The sequence below is a fragment of the Streptomyces sp. MH60 genome (assembly GCF_002939385.1).
Classification (GTDB): domain Bacteria; phylum Actinomycetota; class Actinomycetes; order Streptomycetales; family Streptomycetaceae; genus Streptomyces.
In genome coordinates, this window is the sequence record NZ_MULI01000013.1 from 63,609 (window position 1) to 81,590 (window position 17,982).

General features: G+C 71.3%; 14 protein-coding genes. 13 read left to right on the top strand and 1 reads right to left on the bottom strand.

The window, feature by feature from the left end:
- The first annotated feature begins 84 nt into the window (after positions 1-84).
- The 10 genes from BZZ08_RS11875 (at position 85) to desD (ending at position 13,051) form a co-directional block, all read left to right on the top strand.
- Complete coding sequence (locus BZZ08_RS11875; RefSeq protein WP_104632145.1) at positions 85-1,701, top strand: carboxyl transferase domain-containing protein; 1,617 nt, start codon at positions 85-87, stop codon at positions 1,699-1,701.
- Between the two features lie 38 nt (positions 1,702-1,739).
- Positions 1,740-3,686: an acetyl-CoA carboxylase biotin carboxylase subunit gene (locus tag BZZ08_RS11880; protein ID WP_104632199.1), complete on the top strand. Its 1,947-nt coding sequence runs from the start codon at positions 1,740-1,742 to the stop codon at positions 3,684-3,686.
- Positions 3,683-4,630: a hydroxymethylglutaryl-CoA lyase gene (locus BZZ08_RS11885; protein WP_104632146.1), complete on the top strand. Its 948-nt coding sequence runs from the start codon at positions 3,683-3,685 to the stop codon at positions 4,628-4,630. Before BZZ08_RS11880 ends, BZZ08_RS11885 begins: the two co-directional genes overlap by 4 nt.
- Positions 4,631-4,635: 5 nt before the next feature.
- Positions 4,636-5,796, top strand: a complete 1,161-nt coding sequence (locus BZZ08_RS11890; RefSeq protein WP_104632200.1) for an acyl-CoA dehydrogenase family protein — start codon at positions 4,636-4,638, stop codon at positions 5,794-5,796.
- Positions 5,797-5,927: 131 nt separating this feature from the next.
- Positions 5,928-6,968: a siderophore-binding protein DesE gene (gene desE, locus BZZ08_RS11895; RefSeq protein WP_104632147.1), complete on the top strand. Its 1,041-nt coding sequence runs from the start codon at positions 5,928-5,930 to the stop codon at positions 6,966-6,968.
- Positions 6,969-6,993: 25 nt separating this feature from the next.
- The gene (locus tag BZZ08_RS11900; RefSeq protein WP_104632148.1) at positions 6,994-7,854 is read left to right on the top strand and encodes a siderophore-interacting protein; all 861 of its coding nucleotides are present in this window, start codon (positions 6,994-6,996) and stop codon (positions 7,852-7,854) included.
- A gap of 146 nt (positions 7,855-8,000) precedes the next feature.
- Positions 8,001-9,443 (top strand): lysine decarboxylase DesA, encoded by a 1,443-nt coding sequence (gene desA / locus BZZ08_RS11905; protein ID WP_104632149.1) that lies wholly within the window; start codon positions 8,001-8,003, stop codon positions 9,441-9,443.
- Positions 9,427-10,707: a lysine N(6)-hydroxylase/L-ornithine N(5)-oxygenase family protein gene (locus BZZ08_RS11910; RefSeq protein ID WP_198601424.1), complete on the top strand. Its 1,281-nt coding sequence runs from the start codon at positions 9,427-9,429 to the stop codon at positions 10,705-10,707. The genes desA and BZZ08_RS11910 overlap by 17 nt, the downstream gene beginning before the upstream one ends.
- Positions 10,708-10,712: 5 nt before the next feature.
- On the top strand, positions 10,713-11,270 hold the full coding sequence (locus BZZ08_RS11915; RefSeq protein WP_104632150.1) for a GNAT family N-acetyltransferase: 558 nt from the start codon (positions 10,713-10,715) through the stop codon (positions 11,268-11,270).
- Positions 11,267-13,051, top strand: a complete 1,785-nt coding sequence (desD, locus tag BZZ08_RS11920; RefSeq protein ID WP_104632151.1) for a desferrioxamine E synthetase DesD — start codon at positions 11,267-11,269, stop codon at positions 13,049-13,051. Before BZZ08_RS11915 ends, desD begins: the two co-directional genes overlap by 4 nt.
- Before the next feature lie 72 nt (positions 13,052-13,123).
- Here desD and BZZ08_RS11925 read toward each other — a convergent pair whose 3' ends face one another.
- Positions 13,124-14,731, bottom strand: a complete 1,608-nt coding sequence (locus tag BZZ08_RS11925) for a beta-N-acetylhexosaminidase (protein WP_104632152.1) — start codon at positions 14,729-14,731, stop codon at positions 13,124-13,126.
- A gap of 114 nt (positions 14,732-14,845) precedes the next feature.
- Here BZZ08_RS11925 and BZZ08_RS11930 point away from each other — a divergent pair, with 114 nt between their 5' ends.
- From BZZ08_RS11930 to glmS, 3 genes are all read left to right on the top strand, one after another.
- Positions 14,846-15,733 (top strand): DUF4429 domain-containing protein, encoded by an 888-nt coding sequence (locus tag BZZ08_RS11930; RefSeq protein WP_104632153.1) that lies wholly within the window; start codon positions 14,846-14,848, stop codon positions 15,731-15,733.
- A gap of 87 nt (positions 15,734-15,820) precedes the next feature.
- Positions 15,821-16,078 carry a hypothetical protein gene (locus tag BZZ08_RS11935; protein ID WP_003976012.1) on the top strand — a complete coding sequence of 86 codons (258 nt, stop codon included), beginning with the start codon at positions 15,821-15,823 and terminating at the stop codon, positions 16,076-16,078.
- A 51-nt stretch (positions 16,079-16,129) separates the two neighbouring features.
- Positions 16,130-17,947, top strand: a complete 1,818-nt coding sequence (gene glmS, locus BZZ08_RS11940) for a glutamine--fructose-6-phosphate transaminase (isomerizing) (RefSeq protein ID WP_104632154.1) — start codon at positions 16,130-16,132, stop codon at positions 17,945-17,947.
- Positions 17,948-17,982 lie beyond the last annotated feature (35 nt).

Sequence of the window (17,982 nt, forward strand, 5' to 3'; positions counted from 1 at the left end):
GTTAGCGGTCGTTAACCTGAAGGAAAATGCGTTAACGCTCATTAACCGATCGACCGATCGACCATCGGGTGAGGGGACCGCAGGATGCACGAGGCACCGGAGCTGACGACGGCGGCGGATCCCGCGTCGGAGGCCTTTCGGGCCAACGAGGAGGCGCACGCCGTCCTCGTTCAGGAACTGCGCGCCAAGCTCGCGGCGGCCCGGCTGGGCGGCGGCGAGCGGGCGCGGGCCCGGCACACCGCGCGGGGCAAGCTGCTGCCGCGCGACCGCGTGGACACACTGCTCGACCCGGGCTCGCCGTTCCTGGAGCTGGCGCCGCTGGCCGCCGACGGGCTCTATGACGGAGCGGCCCCGGCCGCCGGCGTCATCGCCGGCCTCGGCCGGGTCAGCGGCCGGGAGTGCGTGATCGTCGCCAACGACGCCACCGTCAAGGGCGGCACGTACTACCCGATGACCGTGAAGAAGCACCTGCGGGCGCAGGAGGTGGCGCTGGAGAACCGGCTGCCGTGCCTGTACCTGGTGGACTCGGGGGGCGCCTTCCTGCCGATGCAGGACGAGGTCTTCCCCGACCGCGAGCACTTCGGGCGGATCTTCTACAACCAGGCCCGGATGTCGGGCGCGGGCATCCCGCAGATCGCAGCCGTCCTCGGCTCCTGCACGGCGGGCGGCGCGTACGTCCCGGCGATGAGCGACGAGGCCGTGATCGTCCGCGACCAGGGCACGATCTTCCTGGGCGGACCCCCGCTGGTGAAGGCGGCCACCGGTGAGGTGGTCACGGCCGAGGAGCTGGGCGGCGGCGAGGTCCACGCGCGGGTGTCCGGCGTGACCGACCACCTCGCCGAGGACGACCCGCACGCCCTGCGCATCGTGCGGCAGATCGTCTCCACCCTGCCGGAGCGCGGCGCGCTCCCCTGGGGTGTGGAGCCCGTGGTCGAGCCGAAGGTGGACCCGCAGGGGCTGTACGGCGTGGTGCCGGTCGACTCCCGCACCCCCTACGACGTCCGCGAGGTCATCGCGCGCGTGGTGGACGGCTCCCGCTTCGCCGAGTTCAAGTCCGAGTACGGGCAGACCCTGGTCACCGGCTTCGCCCGCATCCACGGCCACCCGGTCGGCATCGTCGCCAACAACGGCATCCTGTTCTCCGAGTCGGCCCAGAAGGGCGCCCACTTCATCGAGCTGTGCGACCAGCGCGGCATCCCGCTGGTGTTCCTGCAGAACATCTCCGGGTTCATGGTGGGCCGGGACTACGAGGCCGGTGGCATCGCCAAGCACGGCGCCAAGATGGTGACGGCGGTGGCGTGCACGCGGGTGCCGAAGCTGACGGTGGTCGTCGGCGGGTCGTACGGCGCGGGGAACTACTCGATGTGCGGGCGGGCGTATTCGCCGCGCTTCCTGTGGATGTGGCCCAACGCCAAGATCTCCGTGATGGGCGGCGAGCAGGCCGCCTCCGTGCTGGCCACGGTCAAGCGGGACCAGCTGGAGGCCCGCGGCGAGGAGTGGCCGGCCGAGGAGGAGGAGTCCTTCAAGGCACCGGTCCGCGCCCAGTACGAGCGGCAGGGCAACGCCTACTACGCGACCGCCCGCCTGTGGGACGACGGCGTGATCGAGCCCGCCGACACCCGGCAGGTGCTGGGCCTGGCCCTGACCGCGTGTGCCAACGCGCCGCTGGGCGAGCCCCAGTTCGGCGTCTTCCGGATGTGAGGAGGGGACCCATGCAGAACACGAACGGGACGCCGCGCATGTTCGACACCGTGCTCGTCGCCAACCGGGGCGAGATCGCCGTCCGCGTCATCCGGACCCTGCGCGCGATGGGCGTGCGCTCGGTGGCGGTCTTCTCCGACGCCGACGCGGACGCACGGCACGTGCGGGAGGCCGACGAGGCGGTACGGATCGGCCCGGCGCCGGCGACGGAGAGCTATCTGTCCGTGGAGCGGCTGCTGGAGGCGGCGGCCCGGACGGGGGCACAGGGGGTTCACCCGGGGTACGGCTTCCTCGCCGAGAACGCGCGTTTCGCGCGGGCCTGCGAGGAGGCGGGGCTGGTCTTCATCGGGCCGTCCGCCGACGCCATCGCCCTGATGGGCGACAAGATCCGGGCCAAGGAGACGGTGCGGGCTGCCGGGGTGCCGGTCGTCCCCGGCTCCAGCGGCAGCGGGCTCACCGACGAGCAGCTCGCCGACGCCGCCCGCGAGATCGGCACCCCGGTGCTACTCAAGCCGTCGGCGGGCGGTGGCGGCAAGGGCATGCGGCTGGTGCGGGACGCGGCCGTGCTGGCCGACGAGATCGCCGCCGCCCGCCGCGAGGCGCGCGCCTCCTTCGGCGACGACACGCTGCTGGTGGAGCGTTGGATCGACCGGCCCCGGCACATCGAGATCCAGGTGCTGGCCGACGGTCACGGCAACGTGGTGCACCTGGGCGAGCGCGAGTGCTCGCTCCAGCGCCGGCACCAGAAGGTGATCGAGGAGGCGCCGAGCGTCCTGCTGGACGAGGCGACGCGGGCGGCGATGGGCGAGGCGGCCGTGCAGGCGGCCCGCTCCTGCGGCTACCGGGGCGCGGGCACGGTGGAGTTCATCGTCCCCGGGAGCGACCCCTCCCAGTACTACTTCATGGAGATGAACACCCGTCTCCAGGTCGAGCACCCGGTGACGGAGCTGGTGACCGGCCTGGACCTGGTGGAGTGGCAGCTGCGGGTGGCGGCCGGCGAGCGGCTCGGGTTCACGCAGGAGGACGTACGGCTGACCGGGCACGCCATCGAGGCCCGCCTGTGCGCCGAGGACCCTTCGCGCGGCTTCCTGCCCTCCGGCGGCACGGTGCTGCGGCTGCGCGAGCCCGAGGGCGACGGTGTGCGCACCGACTCCGGGCTCAGCGAGGGCACCGAGGTCGGCAGCCTGTACGACCCGATGCTGTCCAAGGTGATCGCGTACGGCCCCGACCGGGAGACCGCGCTGCGCAGGCTCCGGGCGGCGCTGGCCGGGACGGTCACCCTGGGCGTGCAGACCAACGCCGGGTTCCTGCGGCGGCTGCTCGCGCACCCGGCGGTGGTGGCGGGCGAGCTGGACACCGGGCTGGTGGAGCGCGAGGTCGACGGCCTGGTCGCCACCGGCGTACCGGAGGAGGTGTACGAGGCGGCGGCGGCCGTACGGCTGGAGGCGCTGCGCCCGCGCGGTGAGGGCTGGACGGACCCGTTCTCGGTGCCCAGCGGCTGGCGCACCGGCGGCGAGCCCAAGCCGGTCTCCTTCCCGCTGCGTGCACCGGGACTCGAACCCGTCACGCACACGCCGCGCGGCGCCCACACCGTCACCGACGACCAGGTCGCCGTGACCCTGGACGGCGTCCGGCACACCTTCCACCGTGCCGCCGACTGGCTGGGCCGCGACGGCGACGCCTGGCAGGTGCGCGACCACGATCCGGTCGCCGCGTCCCTCGACCGGGCCGCCCACGCGGGCGCCGACTCGCTGACCGCACCGATGCCGGGCACGGTGACGGTGGTGAAGGTCGCCGTCGGCGACGAGGTGAGCGCCGGGCAGAGCCTGCTGGTGGTGGAGGCGATGAAGATGGAGCACGTCATCTCCGCCCCGCACGCGGGCACCGTCGCCGAGCTGGACGTGGCGCCGGGCACGACCGTCGCCATGGACCAGGTGCTCGCGGTCATCGCACCCACCGACGACGCAGCGGAGGAGACGGCATGAACGCACCGGAACTGGGCCTCCCGATGCCCGTACCGGCCGAGGGCCTGCCCGCCCGCGTCCGTATCCACGAGGTCGGCGCGCGCGACGGGCTGCAGAACGAGAAGGCGACCGTGCCGACGGCCGTCAAGGCGGAGTTCATCCGGCGCCTGGCCGGCACGGGCCTGACCACCGTCGAGGCGACGAGCTTCGTCCACCCCAAGTGGGTCCCCCAGCTGGCGGACGCGGAGGAGCTGTTCCCGGAGGTGGCGGACCTGCCCGTCGAGCTGCCGGTGCTGGTGCCGAACGAGCGCGGCCTGGAGCGGGCCCTCGCGCTCGGCGCGCGCCGCGTCGCGGTCTTCGCCAGCGCCACGGAGTCCTTCGCCAAGGCCAACCTCAACCGCACGGTGGACGAGGCACTGGCCATGTTCGAGCCGGTGGTGTCCCGGGCGAAGGCGAGCGACGTCCACGTCCGCGGCTATCTCTCCATGTGCTTCGGCGACCCGTGGGAGGGCCCCGTCCCGGTCCCCCAGGTGGTGCGGGTCTGCCGGTCCCTGCTGGAGATGGGCTGCGACGAGCTGAGCCTGGGCGACACCATCGGGGTGGCGACCCCGGGCCATGTGACGGCCCTGCTCACCGCGCTGAGCGAAGCGGGTGTGCCGGTCTCCGCGCTGGGCGTGCACTTCCACGACACCTACGGCCAGGCCCTGGCCAACACGCTGGCCGCGCTCCAGCGGGGCGTCACCACGGTCGACGCCTCCGCCGGCGGTCTCGGCGGCTGCCCCTTCGCCAAGTCCGCCACCGGCAACCTCGCCACCGAAGACCTCGTGTGGATGCTGCGGGGCCTCGGCATCGACACCGGAGTCGACCTCGGCCGTCTGGTCGCCACAAGCGTCTGGATGGCCGCGCACCTGGGCCGACCGAGCCCGTCCCGCACCGTTCGAGCCCTCTCCCACCAGGAGTCGTGAACACCATGGACCACAAGCTCTCCCCCGAACTGGAAGAACTGCGCCGCACGGTCGAACAGTTCGCGCACGACGTGGTGGCGCCGAAGATCGGCGACTTCTACGAGCGGCACGAGTTCCCGTACGAGATCGTCCGCGAGATGGGCCGCATGGGTCTGTTCGGGCTGCCGTTCCCGGAGGAGTACGGCGGCATGGGCGGTGACTACTTCGCCCTCGGCGTGGCCCTGGAGGAGCTGGCCCGGGTCGACTCGTCGGTGGCGATCACGCTGGAGGCGGGCGTCTCGCTGGGCGCGATGCCGCTCCACCTGTTCGGCACCGAGGAGCAGAAGCGCGCGTGGCTGCCCCGGCTGTGCTCGGGCGAGATCCTGGGCGCCTTCGGCCTCACCGAGCCGGACGGCGGCAGCGACGCGGGCGCGACCCGTACGACGGCCCGCCTGGACGAGGCCACGAACGAGTGGGTGATCAACGGCACCAAGTGCTTCATCACCAACTCCGGCACGGACATCACCGGCCTGGTGACGGTCACGGCGGTCACCGGCCGCAAGCCGGACGGCAGGCCCCTGATCTCGTCGATCATCGTCCCGTCGGGCACCCCGGGCTTCACGGTGGCCGCCCCGTACTCGAAGGTCGGCTGGAACGCCTCGGACACCCGTGAGCTGTCCTTCGCCGACGTCCGGGTCCCGGCGGCGAACCTGCTCGGCGAGCGGGGGCGCGGCTACGCGCAGTTCCTGCGCATCCTGGACGAGGGCCGGGTCGCCATCGCCGCACTGGGCACGGGACTCGCGCAGGGCTGTGTGGACGAGTCGGTCGCCTACGCGAAGGAACGTCACGCCTTCGGCAAGCCCATCGGCGCCAACCAGGCCATCCAGTTCAAGATCGCCGACATGGAGATGAAGGCCCACACGGCCCGCCTCGCCTGGCGGGACGCGGCCTCGCGCCTGGTGGCGGGCGAGCCGTTCAAGAAGGAGGCGGCGCTGGCGAAGCTGTACTCGTCGACGGTCGCGGTGGACAACGCCCGGGACGCCACCCAGATCCACGGCGGCTACGGCTTCATGAACGAGTACCCGGTGGCCCGCATGTGGCGGGACGCGAAGATCCTGGAGATCGGCGAGGGCACCAGCGAGGTCCAGCGGATGCTGATCGCACGGGAGTTGGGGCTGGTGAGCTGAGCCCCGGGCGGCCGGGGGTGGGGGCGGTACCAGGGCCCCCACCCCTGGACAAGATCTGAGGTTAGGCTAACCTACCTTCGAATTGTCCCGCAGAGCACGACGCTCCGCACCGTTCGAAGGCAGCCACCACCATGCCCCACGCCAGCGCTACCCACCCGACCCGCCGCGGAATCCTCGCCGCCGGCGGCGCCCTCGGCCTCGGCGCCGTGCTCGCGGCCTGCGGGGACGGCGACAAGGACAGCGGCGGGACGAGCGAAGGCGCCGCCAAGTCCGGTCCCTGGTCCTTCAAGGACGACCGCGGCACGACCGTGAAGCTGGACCAGGTGCCGACGGCCATCGTCGCCTTCACCGGCGTCGCCGCCGCTCTCTTCGACTACGGCGTCCAGGTCAAGGGCGTCTTCGGCCCGACCACCACCAAGGACGGCAAGCCCGACGTGCAGGCCGGCGACCTGGACGTGGACAAGGTCACCGTCCTCGGCAACGAGTGGGGCAAGCTCAACGTCGAGAAGTACGCCTCCCTCGCCCCCGAGGTGCTCATCACCACGACGTTCGACACCGCGGGCACCCTGTGGTCCGTCCCGGAGGAGTCGAAGGACAAGATCGCCAAGCTCGCCCCGAGCGTGGCGGTCTCCGTCTTCGACCGGCAGCTCACCCAGCCGCTCCAGCGCATGTGGGAGCTGGCCGAGTCGCTCGGCGCCGACATGAAGGCCAAGAAGGTCACCGACGCCAAGGCCGCCTTCGACAAGGCCGCCGCCCGGCTGCGCGCCGCCGCCAGGGCCAGGCCCGAGATCCGGGTGCTGGCCGGCTCCGCGAGCCCCGACCTGTTCTACGTCTCCGGCACCAACCTCTCGGTGGACCTGGAGTACTTCAAGGCCCTCGGCGTGAACTTCGTCGAGCCCTCCGAGGAGGCCAAGAAGGCGACCGGCGGCTGGTTCGAGAGCCTGAGCTGGGAGAACGTCGACAAGTACCCGGCCGACGTCATCATCATGGACGACCGCGCCTCGACCATCCAGCCCGCCGACATCACCGAGGGCACCTGGAAGAAGCTCCCCGCGGTCAAGGCCGGCCAGGTCATCGCCCGCTCCCCCGAGCCGATCCTGTCCTACGACAAGTGCACCCCTCTGCTGGACAACCTGGCCGAGGCGATCGAGAACGCCAAGAAGGTCGGCTGACCCACCCCCTTCTCCGGAGCCCCTCATGACGACGGCCGTTGCCGCCCCGTTCCGTTTCTTCTCCCTCCAGGTCGTACGGACGAGACGGCTCGGCCCGTCCCTGGCCCGGGTCACCTTCGCGGGGCCCGGTCTGCGCGCCTTCCACTCCGACGGCCTGGACCAGTCGCTGTCGCTGTTCCTGCCGCACCCGGGGCAGGCCGAACCGGCGGTCCCCGTCGAGTTGGGCGAGGGCTGGTGGCAGGGCTGGCGCGAACTGCCGGACGACGTGCGGGCGGTGATGCGCTCGTACACGCTGCGGGCGCTGCGCCGGGGCGACGACGGGCACACCGCCGAGATCGACGTCGACTTCGTCCTGCACGGGGTCGCGGCCGGGGCCGCCCTCGAAGCCGGTCCCGCCGCCCGCTGGGCCGCCGGCGCCGCCCCCGGCGACCGCGTACTGGTGCTCGGCCCCGCGATCGCCGACAACCGGGCGATCCGCTTCCGGCCGCCCGAGGACACCGACCTGGTGGTGGTCTGGGGCGACGAGACCGCCGTACCGGCCGCCTGCGCGATCGTGGAGGCTCTCCCGGCCGGCACCCGCGCCCGGGTCTGGCTGGAGGTGCCGCACGCCGAGGACGTGCAGGACCTCCGGACGGCCGCGGACGCCGAGGTCACCTGGCTGGTCAGGGGCACCGGCGGCGGACCCGGGGCGACCCTCGCCGCCCTCCGGGACGCCCGATTCCCGCCCGCCGAACGTCCCTACGTCTGGATCGCGGGCGAGTCAGGGTGCGTCAAGGAGCTGCGGCGGCACTTCGTGGGCGAGCGCGGCATCGACCGCCGGCGCGTCACCTTCGTCGGCTACTGGCGCCGCGGCCTGACGGAGGAACAACTCCGCGAGCAGGGCTGACGTCCGGCGCCATGAGGCCACAGTGACAGCGGTCACCCAGGGGCACGCATTTGATCGACTCAACTTAGGTTAGGCTAACCTAAGTCGAAGCGAGGGTTCCGCCCTCTTCCGCCCCTCTCGGACCGTCCCCACCGGAGGACCCCCACATGCGCTCGCACCTGCTCAACGACGCCACCGCGGAGCAGTACCGCCGCTCCGTGACCGAAGGAGTCGAGCGGGTGGCCGCCAGAATCGCCACCACCGACCGGCCGTTCACCGGTGTCACGGTCGACGCCCTCTCCCCCCGCATCGACGGGATCGACCTCGACCGGCCCCTGCACGACACGGCCGCGGTCCTCGACGAGCTGGAGGACGTCTACCTGCGCGACGCCGTCTACTTCCACCACCCCCGCTATCTCGCCCACCTCAACTGCCCGGTCGTCATACCGGCGGTGCTCGGCGAGGCGGTCCTGTCCGCCGTCAACTCCTCGCTGGACACCTGGGACCAGTCGGCCGGCGGCACGCTCATCGAGCGCAAGCTGATCGACTGGACCTGCGCCCGCATCGGCCTCGGCCCGGCGGCCGACGGCGTGTTCACCTCGGGCGGCACCCAGTCCAACCTCCAGGCGCTGCTGCTCGCCCGCGAGGAGGCGAAAGCCGAATCACTCGCCGACCTCCGCATCTTCGCCTCCGAGGTCAGCCACTTCAGCGTGAAGAAGTCGGCGAAACTGCTCGGCCTCGGCCCCGACGCCGTCGTGTCGGTCCCCGTCGACCGCGACAAGCGCATGCAGACCGTCGCCCTCGCCCGTGAGCTGGAGCGCTGCGCGAAGGACGGCCTGGTCCCCATGGCCGTCGTCGCCACCGGCGGCACCACCGACTTCGGCTCGATCGACCCGCTGCCGGAGATCGCCGGGCTGTGCCAGCAGTACGGCGTGTGGATGCACGTCGACGCGGCCTACGGCTGCGGACTGCTCGCCTCCCTGAAGTACCGGCACCGCATCGACGGCATCGAGCGGGCCGACTCGGTCACCGTGGACTACCACAAGTCCTTCTTCCAGCCGGTCAGTTCGTCCGCCGTGCTGGTCCGCGACGCGGCCACGCTGCGCCACGCCACCTACCACGCGGAGTACCTCAACCCGCGCCGCATGGTGCAGGAACGCATCCCCAACCAGGTGGACAAGTCCCTCCAGACCACTCGCCGCTTCGACGCGCTCAAGCTGTGGATGACGCTGCGCGTGATGGGCGCCGACGGCATCGGCGAACTCTTCGACGAGGTCTGCGACCTGGCCGCCGAGGGCTGGAAACTGCTCGCCGCCGACCCGCGCTTCGACGTGGTCGTCCAGCCGTCGCTGTCCACCCTGGTCTTCCGCTGCATCCCGGCGGCCGTCACCGACCCCGCCGAGATCGACCGCGCCAACCTGTACGCCCGCAAGGCCCTGTTCGCCTCCGGTGACGCCGTGGCCGCGGGCACCAAGGTGGCCGGCCGCCACTACCTGAAGTTCACCCTGCTCAACCCCGAGACGACCCCGGCCGACATCGCCGCCGTCCTCGACCTGATCGCCGGCCACGCCGAGCAGTACCTGGGAGACTCCCTTGACCGCGCTTCCTGAAGCCAGCGCCCCGTACGACTTCGTGGGGATCGGCCTCGGCCCCTTCAACCTCGGCCTGGCCTGCCTCACCGAGCCCATAGCCGAGCTGAACGGCGTCTTCCTGGAGTCCAAGCCCGACTTCGAGTGGCACGCCGGGATGTTCCTGGACGGCGCCCACCTCCAGACCCCGTTCATGTCGGACCTGGTCACGCTCGCCGACCCCACCTCGCCGTACTCCTTCCTCAACTACCTCAAGGAGAAGGGCCGGCTGTACTCGTTCTACATCCGGGAGAACTTCTACCCCCTGCGCGTCGAGTACGACGACTACTGCCGCTGGGCCGCGCACCAGCTGAGCAGCGTCCGCTTCTCCACCACGGTCACCGAGGTCACGTACGACGAACGGGCGGAGCTGTACGCCGTCGCCACCACCTCCGGCGACACCTACCGCGCCCGCCGCCTCGTCCTCGGCACCGGCACCCCGCCGCACATCCCGGACGCCTGCCGGGGCCTGGCCGGCGACTTCCTCCACAACTCCCGGTACGTGCGGCACCGGGCGGAGCTGGTGAAGAAGAAGTCGATCACCCTGGTCGGCAGCGGCCAGTCCGCCGCCGAGATCTACCTGGACCTGCTGGGCGACATCGACGTCCACGGCTACCGGCTGAACTGGGTGACCCGCTCCCCGCGCTTCTTCCCCCTCGAATACACCAAGCTCACCCTGGAGATGACGTCCCCGGAGTACGTGGACTACTACCACGCGCTGCCCGAGGACACCCGCTACCGCCTCACGGCCGAGCAGAAGGGCCTCTTCAAGGGCATCGACGGCGACCTGATCAACGAGATCTTCGACCTGCTCTACCGGAAGCGGCTCGCCGGACCGGTCCCCACCCGCCTGCTCACCAACTCGGCGCTGACCGGGGCCCGGTACGCGGACGGCACCTACACGCTCGGCTTCCGCCAGGAGGAGCAGGGCAAGGACTTCGAGATCGAGACCGAGGGCCTGGTCCTCGCCACCGGCTACCGGTACGCCGAGCCGGAGTTCCTCAAGCCCGTCCGCGACCGGCTGCGCTACGACTCCCGGGGCAACTTCGACATCGCCCGCAACTACGCCGTGGACGTCACCGGAGGCGGCGTGTTCCTGCAGAACGCGGGAGTCCACGCGCACAGCGTCACCAGCCCCGACCTGGGCATGGGCGCCTACCGCAACAGCTGCATCGTCCGGGAGCTGCTCGGCCGCGCGTACTACCCGGTCGAGAAGACGATCGCGTTCCAGGAGTTCGCCGTATGAGCCGTATGAGCCGCACGAGCACCACCACCACCGCCGTCGGGGCGCTGACCCTGCGCCCCCTCGACCCGCTGAAGGACGCCGAGCTGCTGCACCGCTGGCTCACCCACCCCAAGTCCGCGTTCTGGATGATGCAGGACGCCAGGCTGGTGGACGTGGAGCGGGCCTACATGGAGCTGGCCGCCGACGAGCACCAGCAGGCCCACCTCGGCCTGCACGACGGGGTCCCGGCCTTCCTGATGGAGCGCTACGACCCCGCCCACCGCGAGCTGGTCGGACTGTACGAGCCCGAGCCGGGCGACGTCGGCATGCACTTCCTGGTCGCGCCGACCGACCGGCCCGTGCACGGCTTCACCCGGGCGGTGATCACCACCGTCATGGCCGAGCTGTTCGCCGACCCGGCGACCCGGCGGGTCGTCGTCGAACCGGACGTCGCCAACACCGCCGTCCACGCCCTGAACGCAGCCGTCGGATTCGTGCCCGAGCGCGAGATCCAGAAGCCGGAGAAGAAGGCGTTGCTGAGCTTCTGCACCCGCGAGCGGTTCGAGAAGGCGGTGTCCGCATGAGCCTCGCCGACGCCGTCGCCCACCTGACCCCCGCACACTGGGAGCGGGCCAACCGCCTCCTGGTCCGCAAGGCACTGGCCGAGTTCACCCACGAGCGGCTGCTGGCCCCCGAGCGGGAGCGGGACGACGGGGGCGGGCAGACGTACGCCGTCCGCAGCGACGACGGCACGACCGTGTACCGCTTCACCGCCACCGTCCGCGCCCTGGACCACTGGCAGGTGGACGCCGACTCCCTCACCCGCCACCGCGACGGCGCCGAACTGCCGCTCGCCGCGCTGGACTTCTTCATCGAGCTGCGGCAGACGCTGGGCCTGAGCGACGAGATCCTGCCCGTCTATCTGGAGGAGATCTCCTCCACCCTCTCCGGGACCTGCTACAAGCTGACCAAGCAGCAGCTCACCTCAGCCGAGCTGGCCCGCGGCGGCTTCCAGGCCGTCGAGACCGGCATGACCGAGGGCCACCCCTGCTTCGTCGCCAACAACGGGCGCCTCGGCTTCGGCATCCACGAGTACCTGTCGTACGCCCCCGAGACCGCGAGCCCGGTCCGGCTGGTGTGGCTGGCCGCGCACCGCTCGCGGGCGGCGTTCACGGCCGGCGTGGGCATCGAGTACGAGTCCTTCGTCCGGGACGAGCTGGGCGCGGCCACCGTCGACCGCTTCCACGGCGTGCTGCGCGAGCGCGGCCTGGACCCGGCCGACTACCTCCTCATCCCGGTCCACCCCTGGCAGTGGTGGAACAAGCTCACCGTCACCTTCGCCGCCGAGGTCGCCCGCGGGCACCTGGTCTGCCTCGGCGAGGGCGACGACGCGTACCTGGCCCAGCAGTCCATCCGCACCTTCTTCAACGCCTCGCACCCCGAGAAGCACTATGTGAAGACGGCCCTGTCCGTCCTCAACATGGGCTTCATGCGCGGTCTGTCGGCGGCGTACATGGAGGCCACCCCGGCCATCAACGACTGGCTCGCCCGGCTGATCGAGGGCGACCCGGTGCTGAAGGCGACGGGGCTGAGCATCATCCGGGAGCGGGCGGCCGTCGGCTACCGGCACCTGGAGTACGAGCAGGCCACCGACCGCTACTCGCCGTACCGCAAGATGCTGGCGGCGCTGTGGCGGGAGAGTCCGGTGCCGTCCCTCCAGGAGGGCGAGACGCTCGCCACCATGGCCTCGCTGGTCCACGTCGACCACGAGGGCGCCTCCTTCGCGGGCGCGCTGATCGAGCGGTCCGGGCTCGCGCCCGCCGAGTGGCTGCGGCGCTACCTGCGGGCCTACTACGTCCCGCTGCTGCACAGCTTCTACGCCTACGACCTGGTGTACATGCCGCACGGCGAGAACGTCATCCTGGTCCTGGAGGACGGGGTGGTCCGGCGGGCGATCTACAAGGACATCGCCGAGGAGATCGCGGTGATGGACCCGGACGCCGTGCTGCCGCCGGAGGTCTCCCGCATCGCGGTGGACGTGCCGGACGACAAGAAGCTCCTGTCGATCTTCACGGACGTCTTCGACTGCTTCTTCCGCTTCCTGGCCGCGAACCTCGCGGACGAGGGGTTCCTGACGGAGGACGCCTTCTGGCGGACGGTCGCGGAGGTCACCCGGGAGTACCAGGAGTCGGTGCCGGAGCTGGCCGACAAGTTCGAGCGGTACGACATGTTCGCGCCCGAGTTCGCGCTGTCCTGCCTCAACCGGCTCCAGCTGCGCGACAACCGGCAGATGGTGGACCTCGCCGACCCGTCCGGCGCGCTCCAGCTGATCGGGAACCTGAGGAATCCGCTGGCCGGACGGTAGGCGGTCAGCGCCCCCACGGACGGACGGGCACCCCGGAGACGGTCCTCCGGGGTGCCCGTCGTGCCGTCCGGGTCAGGCCCAGGGCACCTGCGGCGAGCGGTAGTAGTCGATCCCCATCGCCTCCCAGCGCGGTGCCTGCCCGGCGAGCCGCACCTTGTAGGTGTCCCAGTCGTGTGTCGACGCCGGGGACCAGCCCAGCTCGGCGACGCCCGGCAGCCTCGGGAAGGCCATGAAGTCCAGCTGGTCCGGGTCGGACAGGGTCTCCGTCCACAGCGGGGCCTCGACCCCGCGGACCGCCTCGGCCGGGGCGCCCGGCAGATAGGCGGCCGGGTCCCAGTCGTAGGACCGCTGCACCTCGACGTAGCCCGCCCAGGACAGGCCCAGCGGGGTGTCCTTGGTGTACTTCATGTCCAGGTACGTCCGGTCGGCCGGGGAGAGGATCAGCCCGGTGCCGTTCCGCGCGGCCTCGGCGACCTCGGCCTTCTCCGCGTCGCTGGTGCGGTCCAGGCCCCAGTACTGGACGAGCGCCCCCTCGACCGGTTCGGCACCGGCCAGCTGGTGCCAGCCGACGACCGTCTTGCCGTACTTGGCGACGATCGGCTGCACCCGCTTCATGAACGTCACGAAGTCGGCGTGCGGCGTGGAGTGCGCCTCGTCGCCGCCGATGTGGAGGTAGCGGCCGGGGGTGAGCGCGGCGAGTTCGCCGAGGACGTCGTCCACGAAGTCGTAGGTGACGTCCTTGTCCACGCACAGCGTGCTGAAGCCGACCTTGGTGCCGGTGTAGAGCGGGGGTGCCACGCCGTCGCAGTTCAGCTCGGCGTAGGAGGCGAGGGCGGCGTTGGTGTGGCCGGGCATGTCGATCTCGGGCACGACCTCCAGGTGGCGGGAGGCCGCGTAGCGGACGATCTCCCGGTAGTCCGCCTTGGTGTAGTAGCCGCCGGGACCGCCGCCGACCTCGGTGGAGCCGCCGTACGTCGCCAGGCGCGGCCAGGAGTCGATGGCGATGCGCCAGCCCTGGTCGTCGCTGAGGTGCAGGTGGAGCTTGTTGTACTTGTAGAGGGCGACGCGGTCGATGTAGCGCTTGACCTCGTCGACGCCGAAGAAGTGCCGGGAGACGTCGAGCATGGCGCCGCGCCAGGCGTAGCGCGGGGTGTCCTCGATGGTGCCGCCCGCGACCAGCCAGGGGCCGGGCTGCGCGGTGTCCTTCTCGACGGCGGCGGGCAGCAGCTGACGCAGGGTCTGGACGCCGTGGAAGAGCCCGGCGGCCTCGCGGGCGGTGATGGTGACGCCCGAGCGTCCGCTGTCGAGGCGGTAGCCCTCGTCGCCGTACGGGCCCTCGGCCAGGCGCAGTCGTATGCCGCCGTGGCCGTGGGAGGTGACGGGCAGTCGGTAACCGGTGGCGGGCCGCAGGAGGTCCGCGAGGTAGTCGCCGACGCGGCGGGCCTCGCGCGAGTCGTCGACGCGGATGTGGGTGCCGCGGGTGATGCGGTACGGGGCGCCGCCGGGGTCGACCGAGGCGGGGGCCGGGATCACCCGGTCCAGCGGGGTCGGTTCCGCGGCGGTCTTCCGGTCCGGGGCGGCGCCGGTGGTCATGGCGCCGACCGCCGCCACCAGCAGCAGCGCTCCCAGCAGCCGGGTGATGCGGGGAGTCGTTCTGTGGTGCCGTCGATGAGGTCTCACGTGCGCTCCCTTCGCGAGGCGTGCAATCAGGGGTCCGGGGACGGGGGTTGGGGACGGGTGCGGACCACTCTCCCGCACCATCACCGCCCGCGGGAGCGATGAAACAATCCCCGCATGGCGGAAATCATCCAGAAGGACGGAACGTGGGTCTTCGACGGCGACGCCCTGCGGCTGACACCCGGGCGGGACAAGAACGTCAGTCTGCTCCGCAGGGAACTGGGTGAACTGCTCGTGCCGCTGGCCGCGTTGGCGGGCATATCGTTCGAGCAGGGGAAGAAGTCGGGGCGGCTCAGGCTGCGGCTGCGGGACGGCGCCGACCCCCTGCTGCACGCGACGGGCGGCCGGCTGACCGAGCCGCACGACCCGTACCAGCTCCTGGTGGAGTCCGACCGGTACGGGGTGGCCGAGTACTTCGTGGACGAGGTGCGCAACGCGCTGCTCCTCGACCAGGTGCCGTCCGGCCCGGTGGACGCCTATCTGCTGCCGGGGCCCTCGGTGCCGCTGTCGGTGTCGGCCGGGGACGGGGTCGCGAGCTTCGACGGGGAACGGGTGCGCCTGGAGTGGAAGTGGCAGGCGGAGGACGCCAAGTCGGCCGCCGGACCGCGCACCCTGCCCCTCGCCGACATCGTCGCCGTGGAGTGGCAGCCGACGGTCGGCCTGGAGAACGGCCACCTCCGCTTCACCGTGCGGGCGGCGCCGAGCAAGGTGCCGCCGAAGTACGACCCCAACGCCGTGGAGCTGTGGGGCTTCAAGAAGGACCCGCTGATGGCCCTGGTGGCCGCGGCCGTGCAGGCCCGCCTCCCGCACCCGGCCGCCCGTACGGCCCTGGAGGACGCCCGCCCGGCCGACGAGACGGCCACTCCCCCGTCCCCACCGGCCGCCGAGGACGACCACGACGCCCTGCTGCGAAGGCTGCGGGAGCTGGGCGAACTGCACCGCTCCGGGGTACTGACGGACGAGGAGTTCACCCTGGCGAAGCAGGCGGTACTGAAGCGCATGTAGTCACGGCGACACACAGCATTCCCCAAGCCTGCCCGATATCGGGCAGGATTCTTGCGTAAGCGTCTCTCTTACCCCAGGATCTACCGGGTGCACGACGAACTCGTTGATCATCTGACGCGGTCCACCCCCCTGAGCCGGGGCGAGGCGCTGCGTGTGGTCCAGGACGTGCTCGCCTACTTCGACGAGACGACCGAGGAATACGTCCGTCGCCGCCACCGCGAGCTCCAGGCCCAGGGCCTGGTGAACGCGACGATCTTCGAGCGGATCGAGGCGGAACTGAAATACCGGGCGGTCGCACCCCCGGAGCTGTCGCTCCGTCAGCTGCGCCGCATCGTCTACGGCTGAGAAGCCGGCTACGGCCGAGAGGCCGAAGAGAGACACGAGGTTTACCGATACATGTGCGGAATCGTCGGATACATCGGCAAGCGGGACGTCGCGCCCCTGCTCCTCGAAGGCCTCCAGCGCCTGGAGTACCGCGGGTACGACTCGGCGGGCATCGTCGTCACCTCCCCGAAGGCGGCCGGCCTGCGGATGGTCAAGGCCAAGGGCCGGGTGCGCGACCTGGAGGCCAAGGTCCCGGCGCGCTTCAAGGGCACCACCGGCATCGCCCACACCCGCTGGGCCACCCACGGCGCCCCCTCCGACGTGAACGCCCACCCGCACATGTCGGCCGACAACAAGGTCGCCGTCGTCCACAACGGCATCATCGACAACGCCGCCGACCTGCGCCGCAAGCTGGAGGCGGACGGCGTCGAGTTCCTCTCCGAGACCGACACCGAGGTCCTCGTCCACCTCATCGCCCGCTCCGAGGCCGAGAAGCTGGAGGACAAGGTCCGCGAGACCCTGCGGGTCATCGAGGGCACGTACGGCATCGCCGTGATGCACGCCGACTTCCCCGAGCGCATCGTCGTGGCCCGCAACGGCTCGCCGGTCGTCCTCGGCATCGGCGAGAAGGAGATGTTCGTCGCCTCGGACATCGCCGCGCTGGTCGCCCACACCCGGCAGATAGTCACGCTCGACGACGGCGAGATGGCCACCCTCAAGGCCGACGACTTCCGCACCTACACCACCGAGGGCACCCGCACCACGTCCGAGCCGACGACCGTGGAGTGGGAGGCCGCCTCCTACGACATGGGCGGCCACGACACCTACATGCACAAGGAGATCCACGAGCAGGCCGAGGCCGTGGACCGCGTGCTGCGCGGCCGGATCGACGACCGCTTCTCCACCGTGCACCTCGGCGGCCTCAACCTGGACGCCCGCGACGCGCGCGCCGTGCGCCGCGTGAAGATCCTCGGCTGCGGCACCTCGTACCACGCGGGCCAGATCGGCGCCCAGATGATCGAGGAGCTGGCCCGCATCCCCGCGGACGCCGAGCCGGCCTCCGAGTTCCGCTACCGCAACGCGGTCGTCGACCCCGACACCCTGTACATCGCCGTCTCCCAGTCCGGTGAGACCTACGACGTGCTGGCCGCCGTGCAGGAGCTGAAGCGCAAGGGCGCCCGGGTCCTCGGCATCGTCAACGTGGTCGGTTCGGCGATCGCCCGCGAGGCCGACGGCGGCATGTACGTGCACGCCGGCCCGGAGGTCTGCGTCGTCTCCACCAAGTGCTTCACCAACACCTGCGTCGCCTTCGCGCTGCTCGCCCTGCACCTGGGCCGCACCCGCGACCTCTCGGTCCGCGACGGCAAGCGGATCATCGAGGGCCTGCGCAAGCTGCCCGCGCAGATCTCCGAGATGCTGGAGCAGGAGGAGGACATCAAGAAGCTGGCCGCGCAGTACGCCGACGCCCGCTCGATGCTCTTCATCGGCCGTGTGCGGGGCTACCCGGTGGCCCGCGAGGCCTCCCTGAAGCTCAAGGAGGTCTCCTACATCCACGCCGAGGCGTACCCGGCCTCCGAGCTGAAGCACGGCCCGCTCGCCCTGATCGAGCCGGCCCTGCCGACGGTCGCGATCGTGCCGGACGACGACCTGCTGGAGAAGAACCGCGCGGCGATGGAGGAGATCAAGGCCCGCAGCGGTCAGATCCTCGCCGTCGCCCACCAGGAGCAGGAGAAGGCCGACCACACCATCGTCGTCCCGAAGAACGAGGACGAGCTGGACCCGATCCTCATGGGCATCCCGCTCCAGCTCCTCGCGTACCACACGGCGCTGGCGCTCGGCCGGGACATCGACAAGCCCCGCAACCTCGCCAAGTCGGTGACGGTGGAGTAGCCGCCCGCATGCCTCGGGGACGGCCCTCGCGCGTG

What these genes read in the sequence shown, in the direction of transcription:
- BZZ08_RS11875 (WP_104632145.1), top strand. Translation starts at nt 85, where the DNA reads ATGCACGAGGCACCGGAGCTGACGACGGCGGCGGATCCCGCGTCGGAG.
- BZZ08_RS11880 (WP_104632199.1), top strand. Translation starts at nt 1,740, where the DNA reads ATGTTCGACACCGTGCTCGTCGCCAACCGGGGCGAGATCGCCGTCCGC.
- BZZ08_RS11885 (WP_104632146.1), top strand. Translation starts at nt 3,683, where the DNA reads ATGAACGCACCGGAACTGGGCCTCCCGATGCCCGTACCGGCCGAGGGC.
- BZZ08_RS11890 (WP_104632200.1), top strand. Translation starts at nt 4,636, where the DNA reads ATGGACCACAAGCTCTCCCCCGAACTGGAAGAACTGCGCCGCACGGTC.
- desE (WP_104632147.1), top strand. Translation starts at nt 5,928, where the DNA reads ATGCCCCACGCCAGCGCTACCCACCCGACCCGCCGCGGAATCCTCGCC.
- BZZ08_RS11900 (WP_104632148.1), top strand. Translation starts at nt 6,994, where the DNA reads ATGACGACGGCCGTTGCCGCCCCGTTCCGTTTCTTCTCCCTCCAGGTC.
- desA (WP_104632149.1), top strand. Translation starts at nt 8,001, where the DNA reads ATGCGCTCGCACCTGCTCAACGACGCCACCGCGGAGCAGTACCGCCGC.
- BZZ08_RS11915 (WP_104632150.1), top strand. Translation starts at nt 10,713, where the DNA reads ATGAGCCGCACGAGCACCACCACCACCGCCGTCGGGGCGCTGACCCTG.
- desD (WP_104632151.1), top strand. Translation starts at nt 11,267, where the DNA reads ATGAGCCTCGCCGACGCCGTCGCCCACCTGACCCCCGCACACTGGGAG.
- BZZ08_RS11930 (WP_104632153.1), top strand. Translation starts at nt 14,846, where the DNA reads ATGGCGGAAATCATCCAGAAGGACGGAACGTGGGTCTTCGACGGCGAC.
- glmS (WP_104632154.1), top strand. Translation starts at nt 16,130, where the DNA reads ATGTGCGGAATCGTCGGATACATCGGCAAGCGGGACGTCGCGCCCCTG.